Origin of the sequence: Polaribacter tangerinus, from assembly GCF_038024095.1 — a bacterium.
In the GTDB taxonomy this organism is placed as follows: Bacteria; Bacteroidota; Bacteroidia; order Flavobacteriales; family Flavobacteriaceae; genus Polaribacter; species Polaribacter tangerinus.
Genome location: NZ_CP150668.1, coordinates 284,923 through 297,333, shown reverse-complemented (window position 1 = coordinate 297,333; position 12,411 = coordinate 284,923). Strand labels below are relative to the sequence as shown.

Annotated in this window: 13 protein-coding genes; 11 read left to right on the top strand and 2 right to left on the bottom strand. The window is 29.8% G+C overall.

The window, feature by feature from the left end:
• Positions 1-16: 16 nt before the first annotated feature.
• The 8 genes from WHD54_RS01380 (at position 17) to WHD54_RS01345 (ending at position 5,171) form a co-directional block, all read left to right on the top strand.
• The gene (locus WHD54_RS01380) at positions 17-574 is read left to right on the top strand and encodes an RNA polymerase sigma factor (RefSeq protein ID WP_088322877.1); all 558 of its coding nucleotides are present in this window, start codon (positions 17-19) and stop codon (positions 572-574) included.
• Positions 561-1,364, top strand: coding sequence for a hypothetical protein (locus tag WHD54_RS01375; RefSeq protein WP_088322876.1), 804 nt, complete (start codon positions 561-563; stop codon positions 1,362-1,364). The genes WHD54_RS01380 and WHD54_RS01375 overlap by 14 nt, the downstream gene beginning before the upstream one ends.
• A 34-nt stretch (positions 1,365-1,398) precedes the next feature.
• Entirely contained in the window at positions 1,399-2,523 is a 1,125-nt protein-coding gene (locus WHD54_RS01370; protein ID WP_088323346.1) for a hypothetical protein, read from the top strand.
• A 118-nt stretch (positions 2,524-2,641) separates the two neighbouring features.
• Positions 2,642-2,983 carry a 30S ribosomal protein S6 gene (rpsF, locus tag WHD54_RS01365; protein ID WP_088322875.1) on the top strand — a complete coding sequence of 114 codons (342 nt, stop codon included), beginning with the start codon at positions 2,642-2,644 and terminating at the stop codon, positions 2,981-2,983.
• 3 nt (positions 2,984-2,986) lie between these two features.
• Positions 2,987-3,283 (top strand): 30S ribosomal protein S18, encoded by a 297-nt coding sequence (rpsR, locus tag WHD54_RS01360; protein WP_088322874.1) that lies wholly within the window; start codon positions 2,987-2,989, stop codon positions 3,281-3,283.
• 14 nt (positions 3,284-3,297) lie between these two features.
• Entirely contained in the window at positions 3,298-3,744 is a 447-nt protein-coding gene (rplI, locus tag WHD54_RS01355) for a 50S ribosomal protein L9 (protein WP_088322873.1), read from the top strand.
• A gap of 117 nt (positions 3,745-3,861) precedes the next feature.
• Positions 3,862-4,326, top strand: a complete 465-nt coding sequence (locus WHD54_RS01350; protein WP_088322872.1) for a DUF6495 family protein — start codon at positions 3,862-3,864, stop codon at positions 4,324-4,326.
• Between the two features lie 23 nt (positions 4,327-4,349).
• Positions 4,350-5,171, top strand: coding sequence for a class I SAM-dependent methyltransferase (locus WHD54_RS01345; RefSeq protein WP_088322871.1), 822 nt, complete (start codon positions 4,350-4,352; stop codon positions 5,169-5,171).
• Positions 5,172-5,197: 26 nt separating this feature from the next.
• Here the strand turns inward: WHD54_RS01345 and WHD54_RS01340 are convergent, their stop codons facing one another.
• Together WHD54_RS01340 and clpB are read right to left on the bottom strand one after the other, a co-directional pair.
• Positions 5,198-5,716 (bottom strand): SixA phosphatase family protein, encoded by a 519-nt coding sequence (locus WHD54_RS01340; RefSeq protein ID WP_088322870.1) that lies wholly within the window; start codon positions 5,714-5,716, stop codon positions 5,198-5,200.
• Between the two features lie 78 nt (positions 5,717-5,794).
• Positions 5,795-8,389 (bottom strand): ATP-dependent chaperone ClpB, encoded by a 2,595-nt coding sequence (gene clpB / locus WHD54_RS01335; RefSeq protein ID WP_088322869.1) that lies wholly within the window; start codon positions 8,387-8,389, stop codon positions 5,795-5,797.
• A 202-nt stretch (positions 8,390-8,591) separates the two neighbouring features.
• Between clpB and ytxJ the strand changes: the two genes are divergently transcribed.
• From ytxJ to WHD54_RS01320, 3 genes are all read left to right on the top strand, one after another.
• The gene (gene ytxJ / locus WHD54_RS01330) at positions 8,592-8,993 is read left to right on the top strand and encodes a bacillithiol system redox-active protein YtxJ (protein WP_088322868.1); all 402 of its coding nucleotides are present in this window, start codon (positions 8,592-8,594) and stop codon (positions 8,991-8,993) included.
• 60 nt (positions 8,994-9,053) lie between these two features.
• On the top strand, positions 9,054-10,601 hold the full coding sequence (locus tag WHD54_RS01325) for a DEAD/DEAH box helicase (protein WP_088323345.1): 1,548 nt from the start codon (positions 9,054-9,056) through the stop codon (positions 10,599-10,601).
• A gap of 363 nt (positions 10,602-10,964) precedes the next feature.
• Positions 10,965-12,356, top strand: coding sequence for an arginine decarboxylase (locus tag WHD54_RS01320; RefSeq protein WP_088322867.1), 1,392 nt, complete (start codon positions 10,965-10,967; stop codon positions 12,354-12,356).
• Positions 12,357-12,411: the final 55 nt, after the last annotated feature.

The following is a 12,411-nucleotide window of genomic DNA, read 5'->3' as shown; positions in this document are numbered from 1 at the left end:
AACAGAATAAAAACGTTTGAAAATTATAAAATTACATACAGAAAAAGGGCTTATTAAGAAGGCTGTAGACAACAATCGAGAAGCTCAAAAAGAAATTTTTAACACGTATTCTCCAAAAATGTTGGGAGTTTGTAGGCAATATGTTAAAGATATTCATCATGCAGAAGATTTACTATTAGAGGGATTTTTTAAGGTTTTTACTCATTTGCATACTTTTAAACATCAGGGAAATTTTGAAGGTTGGATTCGAAGGATTGTTATAAATACGTGTATTTCATACCTTAGAAAGAAAAGTGTAATTGAGTATACGGATGAAGAGTTTTCTTTTAACGATATGGCAACTATAAATTTAGAAAATTCTACTGTTGATGAAATACAACAACTAATTGATAATTTACCAAATGGCTATAAAATAGTTTTTAATTTATTTGCTATAGAAGGTTTTAAGCATACAGAAATAGCAGAAAAATTGGGTATATCGGTAAGTACTTCTAAATCTCAATTATTTAAAGCGCGCAAGTTGTTGCAAGAAAATTATTTAAAATTGAATACCATTGTTCATGAAAAAAACTAAGAATTATTTACAAGAAAAGTTCGAAAAAAGAACTATAAAACCTGCGGATTCATCATGGCAAAGACTGTCAGATAAATTAGACGAACACCCTTATAATAAGAAAAAACCGTGGTTGCTATATGTATCGGTAGCTGCAAGTTTAGCACTTTTTATAGCAGTTGGCGGTTACTTTTTTTCATATGAAAATAAAAAACAATTTAAACAACCCATAAAAGAGTTAATAGTATTAGAAAATACAGAAAAAATAATTAAACAAAGTTTGCCTATACAAGAAAGTGAAGTTGTAGGTTTCACAGAAGAAAAAGTTGAAATTATAGCATCTGATACAAAAAAGGAAGGTTCTAAAAGTAAGCAAGATTTTAAAAGAAACATCAAAACGCTAACGATTGCTGAAACAGTGAATGTTACTGAAAAACATATCAATAGTAAATTAGAAAAGAATGATAAAAGTATGTCGGAAGCTCCGTTGAAACTTAAGGATTCTAATTTGCACAAAAACATAAAAAGCACCTCTAGAATTCAGGTAAGTAGTGCTGCATTATTGGCGGCTGTTTCGGAGCCTGAAAATAAAATAAAAGCGCTTTATACCAAGCACAATACTTCTAGAGAGCAATTAGAGAATACCATAAAAAAAGAGTTAGAAAAAACAAATTTGAAAGTAAATCCTAAAGTAATTTTAGCGGAAGTAGAACGAAGTATTGACGACGATTTTTTTAAAAATAACTTTTTAAAGACATTAAAAAGGAGAGTAAACGATATTGCAACGGCCATTGTAAGTAGAAATGATTAAAAACCAAAATCCATTATTTAAAAACAGTATCATAATGAAAAAAAATATCTTATTTGTATTATTGATAGCAACTATATCTCTAGTAGCGCAAGAACAAAAAAAATTTGAAAAAGAAGTAGTAAAAATTTCTAAGAAAATAGAGCAAATCACAAAATCTCAAAAAGATTCTTTGAAAGTAAAAATATTACAGGTTGAAAAACGTTTAAAAAACGGCGAAATAACAGAAGCAACAGCAACAATTTTAAAGCAAGAGCTTGCTAGTTACCATGCAAAGCAAATAGAAGTAAAGGTAAGTGAACAAGAAAAATTGCTGCAACAATTAGTTCAAGATAAAATAAACGGAAAAATTAAAAATTCTGAAAGTGTTGCAGATAATAAGGAGGAAGTAAACTCTTTTTCGGTTGGAAATAAAAAATTCCGCTTTTCTGTTAGTGATTCGGATGATGAACTTGAAGTTGACGACTTTGAGGAAGATATAAGTGATATAAAAAAAGTGAAGAATTTTAAACTAAAGAATAAAACCACCAGCCAATTTGTTTTTGCAATGGGTGTAAATAATGTTTTGAACGACAACAATTTTTCTTCATTAAATAATTCAGAATATCAGTTTTGGCGATCTCGTTTTTATGAATTAGGTTTTACATGGAAAACCAGAATTTCTCCAAAGCCATCTTCGTTATATTTTAAGTATGGTATTTCTTTTTTGTGGAATAATTTACGTTTAGAAAACAATCAGTTTCATGTTAAAAACGGTACAGTTACAGATATAGTAGTGTTTGCAGACAAACTTTCAGAAAGTAGATTACGCCATGTTCAAATGAATTTTCCAGTACATTTAGAGTGGGATTTATCTAAAAATAAAACCTATTCGAGTGGAAAGGTTGCAGACAGAACAAATCAATCTGTTCGATTGGGACTTGGAGGTTTTGTAGGTTTTAAACTTGGAACCAGACAATATTTAGAATATTTAGATAGTAACAATGTGAATGTAGAAGAGGTTCAGTACGACAATTTTAATATGAATACAGTAAACTATGGACTAAGTGCTTATGTAGGTTATAAGTCTACTAGTTTATATCTAAAATATGATTTGAATCCGCTTTTTAAAGATACAGAAGTTAGAAATATATCTATGGGAGTTCGGTTAGATTTAAATTAGCGCCACACACATATTGGTAAAATGCTAAAGGGTTTTAAAACATTTAGTTATAAATGTTAATAATTAGTAAAAAGTTACTATATTTGCACCCTTAAAATTAAACAATAAATATTTTATTATGAATCATTACGAAACTGTTTTCATTTTGAATCCCGTTTTATCTGATACTCAGATAAAGGAAACAGTACAAAAGTTTGAGGACTATTTGGTTTCTAAAGGTGCCGAAATGATTTCTAAAGAAGATTGGGGCTTAAAAAAATTAGCTTATCCAATTCAAAAAAAGAAAAGTGGTTTTTATCACTTATTCGAGTACAAAGTTGCCGGTGAAGAAATTGCTGCATTTGAGTTAGAGTTTAGAAGAGATGATAGCGTTATGCGTTATTTAACTGTTAAATTAGACAAACATGCTGCTGCCTGGGCAAAGATTAGAACTGAACGTGTTAAATCTGCAAAAAAATAAATAATGGCTACAATAGAACAACAAGCAAAAGGAGGAAAATCTGCTGACGTTAGATATTTAACGCCATTAGATATAGACACAAAAAAAGAATCTAAATATTGTAGATTCAAGAAAAAAGGAATCAAATACATCGATTATAAAGATGCAGATTTCTTAATGTATTTAGTAAACGAACAAGGTAAAATTTTACCAAGACGTTTAACAGGTACTTCACTAAAATATCAACGTAAAGTTGCGCAAGCAATTAAAAGATCTCGTCATTTGGCTTTAATGCCTTACGTTGGAGATTTGTTAAAATAATAAAGAGGTAGAATATGGAACTGATATTAAGACAAGACGTAGAAAATTTAGGATTTAAAGATGATATCGTAGAAGTTAAAAACGGATATGGTAGAAATTTTCTAATTCCTACAGGTAAAGCCTCTTTAGCAACTTCTTCTGCCAAAAAAGTTTTAGCAGAAAACTTAAAGCAAAGAGCTTATAAAGAAGCAAAATTAATTGAAGATGCAAATGCAATTGCAGAAACAATTAAAGGATATGATATTAAAATTGCATCTAAAACTGGTAGTGGAGACAAATTATTTGGCTCTGTAAACAATATCGATTTAGCTGCAGCTTTAGCAAAAGCCGGTACAGAACTTGATAAGAAATTTATTAAAGTTGTAGGTGGCTCTGTAAAAAGATTAGGTAAATATGACGCTACTGTTAGATTACACAGAGAGGTAATTGCAGATATTTCTTTTGAAGTAATAGCTGAATAGTATATACCAAAGTTTATAAAAAAAAGCTCGTTAGAAATAACGAGCTTTTTTACTTTTAAATATAATACATCTTACATTTAGGTAAGAAAAACAATTAAAATAAATAATTGGTTGTATATGAAATATAGACAATTAACAAAAGAACAGTTTGAAAGTTTACATGAAGAGTTTGCAAAGTTTTTAGCAACTCAAAGTATTGATGCCAGAGAATGGACAGAGATAAAGGAAGAAAAACCTATGGTAGCAGAAGAAGAGTTAAATATTTTTTCTGATCTTGTTTGGGATGATGTTCTTTCGAAAACAAAGTATATAGAGCATTTTTCTAAAACAAAAGTAAATTTATTTAAATGTGATGCTACAGAAATTCATAGAATTGCAATACAAGTAACTTGGGATATTGATTTATTAGCGCAAGAAGGATTTGAGTGGTTAATGCAGAATCCTATGGATAATTCTGTTGAAATTTTTAAGGGTTCTAAACCTTATAATGATGATAGAAATTTAGAAATTTTTGACCTCATAGAAAAAGGGAGTACAATTTCTAAAGGAGAAATATTTGAATACTTCAGTCAGTTAATATAGTTTTATAAATTAACATTTTTTCTATGGCAAAAAAAAACTTAATAAGCAAAGAGCTTGAGGCTTTTTATAACAATGCCTCCGAAGAAACTCGCCTAGAAAGTGGTATGGGTTTTTTTGAGTTTGAGCGAATAAAATCATTAATTTCTAGACACTTAAAAAAAGAACATAGTGTTATTTTAGATATTGGTGGAGGTACAGGAAAATATAGTGAGTGGTTGGCAAATAAAAATTATGAAGTCCATTTATTAGAACCCGTAAAAAAACATATAGATTTAGCAACCAAAAGAGCTAATCAATCTATTAAAAAGTTTACGGTTTTACAAGGTGAGAGCAGAAATTTACCCTTCGAAAATAATTTTGCTGATATTGTTATTTTACATGGCCCGCTTTATCATCTTCAAAAAAAAGAAGACCGATTAAAAACAATAGCAGAAGCAAAAAGAGTATTAAAAAAAGGAGGATTAGTTTTAGGATTTGCAATTAATTCTTCAGCATCTACAGTGGTTGGTTTAATGCAAGGATTGGTGCACAAAAAACCATTTTTAAAAATGTGTAAAGAGGAGCTAACTTCAGGTATTCATAATCCACCAAAAGAGTTTCCTTGGTTATTGGCAGACGGATTTTATCATAAACCAAAACAATTAAAAAAAGAGTTTACTTCTCAACAATTAGAAATTTTAAATCTTTTTGCTGTAGAAGGTATGATTTGGCTAGACAGAGAATATTTTTCAAATATGCTTCATCCAACAAAAAAAGAAACATTATTATCAATTTTAAAGGCAACAGAATTAGATGAGTCTGTGTTGGCTTTTAGTCCGCATATGATGTTAGTTGCAAAAAAGTAATTAAGAGTTTCGTAAAAAATGTATGTTTAATTTACCGCTATAACTTTGCTGGAAATAGACTTTCCTATAATAGTAACTATATAAAGGCTCGCATTATCTTTGTCATCCATGCTTTTGTATAATTTTGTATCTTTTACACTATTATTTTTCTTATAAATTGTATTTACAAAAGCAGGTGTAGTATTACTATGCCCCACAATTAAAACAGATTTACCTAAAGTTTCCTTTTTAAAATCATCATTGTACATGTTGTTTGGTTGATAGCTTTTTACAATCAATTTTTTGTTGGCTGCTGTAGGTTGAGCTGTTTGTTGAGTTCTATTATAATTTGTGGAGTAAATAGCATCTAAATGTATGTCTTTAAAATAATTGGCCCATTTTTTTGCTCTGTCTAAACCTTGTTCATTTAAATTAGGATTCTTATTTGTTTTATCGGTTCTATCTTTTTCTGCATGCCTAATTAAATAGTAGGTGGTGGTAGTATCATCATTGCAAGAAAAAAGTGTTAAGAATGTAATGGCGAGGGTAAAGAAATAATTTTTCATGATATTAAATATAAACGAATATAGGTAAAAAAAAGCAACCTTTTAAAAGGTTGCTTTTTAAGTGCTCTTGATGATATTTTAATGAGTTTGGTTTCTGAATACAAGTTTATCATCAAATGCGTCTAAAAGCACTATACTATCCGTAGTTATATTACCAGCTAATATTTCTTTAGATAAAGCGTTTAGCACCTCTTTTTGTATAACACGTTTAACGGGCCTTGCACCAAACTCTGGTTGATATCCTTTTTTTGACAAGTATTTTAGTGCTTCATCTGTAGCATCTAAAGTAATGTCTTGTTTACCAATCATTTTCTGTAACTGAGCTATTTGTAGTTTTACAATTTCAAATATATCTTTGTTATTTAAGGGTGTAAACATAATAACATCGTCTATTCTGTTTAAAAACTCAGGTCTTACAGATTGTTTTAGTAATGCAAGTACTTCAATTTTGGCAAGTTCTGTTGTAGCTTCTATAGTAGTATTTGTATTCGTAAACTTTTCTTGAATTATATGGCTTCCCATGTTCGAAGTCATAATAACAATAGTGTTTTTAAAATCTGCTAATCTTCCTTTATTATCGGTTAATCTTCCCTCGTCTAAAACTTGTAATAGAATATTAAAAGTATCTGGATGTGCTTTTTCTATTTCATCTAAAAGCACAACAGAATAAGGTCTTCTTCTTACAGCTTCAGTTAACTGACCACCCTCGTCATAACCAACATATCCTGGGGGCGCTCCAACCAATCTACTTACTGCGTGTTTCTCTTGATATTCACTCATATCAATCCTTGTCATTGCATTTTCATCATCAAAAAGGTATGCTGCTAATGCCTTTGCAAGTTCAGTTTTACCAACCCCAGTTGTTCCCAAAAACAGAAAACTTCCAATTGGTTTATTAGGATTTTGTAAACCAGCCTTAGAGCGTCTTACAGCATCAGAAATTGCAACAATAGCCTCTTCTTGACCAACAACTCTTTTATGAAGTTGAGTTTCTAATTTTAATAGTTTTTCTCTTTCAGATTGAATCATTTTTGTAACTGGTACACCAGTCCATTTGGCAACAACTTCAGCAATATCTTCATAATCGACTTCTTCTTTAATAAGAGATTTTTCTTGTGAATTACTAGCTAAATGGCGTTGTAAATTCTCTAATTCTTGCTGAGCTTCTTTAATTTTACCATATCGTAATTCGGCAACTTTACCATAGTCACCATCTCTTTCTGCTTTTTCTGCAGCTAATTTATAGTTTTCTATGGCTGCTTTTGCATTTTGAATATTATCTACCACTTCTTTTTCCGATTTCCACTTAGCATTCATTTCATTTCGCTCTTCTTTTATGTTCGCTAAGTCTGCACGTAGAGATTTTAATTTGGTTTCATCGTTCTCTCTTTTAATAGCTTCAATTTCAATTTCTAATTGCATTACTTTTCTGTCTAAAACATCCAGTTCTTCTGGTTTAGAGTTAATTTCCATTCGCAATTTAGACATTGCTTCATCCATTAAATCGATAGCTTTATCGGGTAAAAACCTATTGGTAATATATCTTTGAGATAGCTCTACAGCACCAATAATAGCCTCATCTTTTATACGTACTTTATGGTGTGTTTCATATTTATCTTTAATACCTCTTAAAATAGAAATAGCACTTTCTATATCTGGTTCATTTACTTGCACTTTTTGAAAACGTCTTTCTAGCGCTTTGTCTTTTTCAAAATATTTTTGGTATTCATCTAAAGTTGTTGCACCAATAGCCCTTAGCTCACCACGAGCTAAAGCAGGTTTTAAAATATTTGCTGCATCCATGGCTCCTTGTCCGCCACCAGCCCCAACAAGTGTATGAATTTCATCTATAAATAAAACGATATCTCCGTTGGCATTGGTAACCTCTTTTATAACTGCTTTTAGGCGTTCTTCAAACTCTCCTTTATATTTTGCTCCGGCAATTAATGCTCCCATGTCTAAAGAAAAAATAAGTTTTTCTTTTAAGTTTTCAGGTACATCACCATCTACAATTCTATGCGCCAAACCTTCAGAAATAGCGGTTTTACCAGTTCCTGGTTCTCCTACCAAAATAGGATTATTTTTAGTTCTTCGAGATAAAATTTGTAGTAATCTTCTTATTTCTTCATCTCTTCCAATTACAGGGTCTAGTTTACCATCTGAAGCGAGTTGGTTTAAATTTTTTGCAAATTTTTGAAGCGAGTTATAGGTTTCTTCTTGACTTTGGGAGGTTACACGCTCTCCTTTTCTAAGCTCTTCTATAGCTGTATTTATTAATTTTTCTGTAACACCTTGGTCTTTTAATATTTGTGCTATCTTACTATTAGATTTAAAAATTGATAAGAATATATGTTCTATAGAAACATAATCATCTTGCCATTTTTTTGCAATTAACGTAGCATCTGTTAAACTTTTAGAAGCTTCTCTAGAAAGCAGTAGTTCTGCACCTGAAACTTTAGGAAAACTTTCTAATTGTTTGTCTAATATTTGATGTAAAAGTTTGGTGTTTATATTTAATTTTTTAAATAAAAAAGGAAGTACATTTTCATCTACTTGTGTTAATGCTTTAAATATATGTTCGTTTTCTATTTGGTTATGCCCATATTCTTGTGCCAATTGTTGGGCCATTTGTATGGTCTCTTGAGATTTTGTGGTATAGTTATTAAAGTTCATTTTTCTTTTTTTTATTAAAATAGCTTTCTATTTTGAAGGTTACTTTATTTTTTACAATTACTTATTAATCAAATTATAGACCAGGTCATTTATATTGTAAAATGCAAGACAAAATGTCTTTAAACCCTTTTAAATACTGACTTTTTGTCATTATGAAAGTTTCTTATATTTGTACCGACAAAGCAATAAACAAAAAATAAAAATGGGAATATTTAACAACATGTTTGGAAAAAATGAAAAGAAGTCATCAACAAAACAGCACAAAGCATTCGTTAATTGGATTCCTTTAAAATCTATTGAGGAGTTAGATAACATATCAAAAAATTCAGAATCAGAGGCTATTTTGGTGTTTAAGCATTCTACAAGATGTGGTATTAGTAGTATGGTTATCAAACAGTTCGAAAAAATGTTTACTGATGAGCATCAACATTTAAAAGTGTACTATTTAGATTTATTAAACTACAGAGATATTTCCGATAAAGTAGGTTTTCGTTTTCAAGTAATGCATCAATCACCTCAATTAATAGTGGTTCGAAATGGGGTTTCTGTGCATCATGCTTCGCATCATGATATTCTTCAAACAAATTTATCGAGATTTATATAGTTTTAATTTGGGATAAACCTTTTTTAAGTCTTATTTTTGTTGCTTAAAATTTTTAAAATTTTGGCAGAAACAAACACTTCAAAAGTTACAATAGGTAAAGAATTATACGGATATCAAAAGGAAGCACTCGAAGAAATCTTTAAAAGATTTGGAACTGCTCCTCAAGACTATCATTTGTTATATCAATTGCCAACAGGAGGAGGAAAAACTGTAATTTTTTCAGAAATTGTAAGACGTTACATTGAAACATTTAAAAAGAAAGTATTGGTTTTAACTCACAGAATAGAGTTAAGCAAGCAAACATCTAAAATGTTACACGAGTTTGGTGTAAACAATAAAATTATCAATAGTACAGCAAAACTTGATGATCAAGACGATTATAAATGTTTTGTTGCGATGGTTGAAACCTTGAAAAATAGGCTTAATGATGATAAATTAGATATTTCTGATATTGGTTTGGTAATTGTAGATGAAGCACATTATAATTCTTTTACTAAAATTTTTAAGTTTTTTGACGAATCTTTTATTTTAGGTGTAACAGCAACTCCTTTAAGCTCAAACATTAAACTGCCAATGTATGAGAATTATCAGGAATTGTATGTCGGTGAGCCAATACATCAGTTAATAGAAAGTGGTTATTTGGCAAAAGCTAATATGTATTCATATAATGTTGGATTAACTTCTTTAGAAGTTGGTGCCAACGGAGATTATACCGTTAAATCTTCTGAAGATTTATATACTAATACAGACATGCTATCGAAATTAGTAAGTGCTTATGAGGAAACTGTAAAAGGGAAAAAAACGCTAATTTTTAACAATGGTATAAATACTTCTATTCAAGTTTTTCATGCTTTTAAAAGGGCAGGGTATCCTATTGCTCATTTAGATAATACAAATACTAAAAAAGAACGCGAATTAATTTTAAAATGGTTTCATAAAACACCAAATGCCATTATAACTTCTGTAAGTATTTTAACGACTGGTTTTGATGAGCCAAGTATCGAGGCAATTATTTTAAATAGAGCAACAAAATCGTTAACCCTTTATTACCAAATGATTGGTCGTGGTTCTAGAATTTATAAAGATAGAACGGAGTTTGATGTTATAGATTTAGGTAATAATTTTCATAGGTTTGGTCCTTGGGGAGCAGATTTAGATTGGCAAAAAATGTTTAGAGCTCCCGATTATTATTTAGATGCTATTCTTTCTGACGAAGAGATAGAAAGTAATTTTAGATATGAACTTCCTGCAGATGTAAAAAAAGAATTTGCCAATTCTACTGATACCTATTTTGATATGAAAAAGGTGTATATAGCAACTATCAAAGCAGGAGAATCATCTAAAAGAGTATTAGAAAAATCGATAGTTCATCATGCAAAAATGTGCATTGAAAATAGCGAAGATGTATTTGATGCGCTAATTTTAGCCAAAAAGTTAGGAGAGGAGATTGATGACAGAATCAATAGGTATGCCAAGTGTATTTCTAAGAGTACTCACAACTTTGTTACTTGGTTAAAAGACGATTACAGGAAGAAATTAAATGCCTATTTACGTGCAAATTTCGATGAAGACTTTGAAGCTATTCATGGATATCCACCAGAAGACTAGTATTTATAAGGAATTTTAAAAGTGAAAATTATTTTCACTTTTTTTTTGCTTTTGTTTTTTGTATTGAAAAATAATTTACTTTTGATTTACTTATTTAAGTCAAATGTTATGTTTTTCTTATTTCGGGAGTAATAGTTTATTGGAGAAAAATTATTACACAGCATTTTGGAAATGCAACGAAAAAATTAAGGTAACTCCATTTTCATATCTTCAAGAACTGCTACTTACCCTAAAGTTGCATGTTGTTTACTTACAAATTATACAGTGATAACTGCTATTAAAATAGCTACAATTTTCTTTTTCAAATAATTTTATTATATTGAATTAGAGCATTTTATCATACCTTATAATTTAAAACAAAAAGTGAACACAAAATATATAGATTTAGTCGAACAAACATTCGACTTTCCACAAGAAGAATTTAAAACAGAAAACAATAAATTGTTTTGGCACGGAATTAATTTAATGGAATTAACATCAAAATATGGCGCTCCATTAAAGTTTACATATTTGCCTAAAATATCTGAAAACATAAATAAAGCAAAGAGTTGGTTTAAAAATAGTATGGATAAGCACCAATATAAAGGCACTTATTTTTATAGCTATTGTACTAAAAGTTCTCATTTTAAGCACGTTTTAAACGAAGCATTAAAAAATGACATTCACATAGAAACGTCTTCTGCATTTGATATAGATATTGTTAACAGTTTAAAAAAGGAGGGGAAAATTAAAGACGATACTTTTGTAATTTGTAACGGATTTAAAAGAGACCAATATGTAAAAAATATTGGAGGTCTTATTAACTCTGGTCATAAGAACTGTATTCCTATTATTGATAATTTTGAAGAAATAGCTTTGATACAGCAAGAAACGTCAAAACCTTTTAAAGTAGGTATTCGAATTGCCTCTGAAGAAGAACCAAAATTTGAATTTTATACATCTAGGTTGGGAATTGGTTACAAAAATATTGTTGCTTTTTATGAACGAGAAATTGCAGCAAACCCACAGGTAGAGCTAAAAATGTTACATTTTTTTATCAATACAGGTATACGAGATAATGCCTACTATTGGAACGAATTAATGAAATGTTTAAATGTATACATTAATCTAAAAAAAGTGTGTCCGAGTTTAGATAGTTTAAATATTGGAGGAGGTTTTCCAATAAAAAACTCGTTGGCTTTTGAGTATGATTACGAGTATATGATAGACGAAATTATAAACCAAATAAAGTTAGTTTGTGAAAATGCTCAAGTAGATGTACCGCATATTTTTACAGAGTTTGGTAGTTTTACCGTTGGTGAGTCTGGGGCAACTATTTACGAGGTACTATATCAAAAAAAGCAAAATGATAGAGAGCGTTGGAACATGATTAATTCTTCATTTATTACTACGTTACCAGATTCTTGGGCCATTAATAAACGTTTTATTATGTTGCCACTAAATAAATGGAATCATAAATATGAACGCGTATTATTAGGCGGATTAACTTGTGATAGTGATGATTATTACAATTCTGAGCAACACATAAATGGTATTTATTTACCAGTATATGAAAAAAACAACCCGTTATATATTGGTTTTTTTAATACTGGTGCATATCAAGAATCTATTGGTGGTTTTGGCGGATTACAGCATTGTTTAATACCGCATCCAAAACACATATTAATAGATAAAGCTAACGATGGCGAATTTACATTTCAAATTTATAAAGAACAACAAAAAAGTAGCGAGTTATTATCTATATTAGGGTACTAAAAAAACAACAAAACTAAATTAAAAGGCAGTTTTCTACCTTACAAAAAAAGAAAAA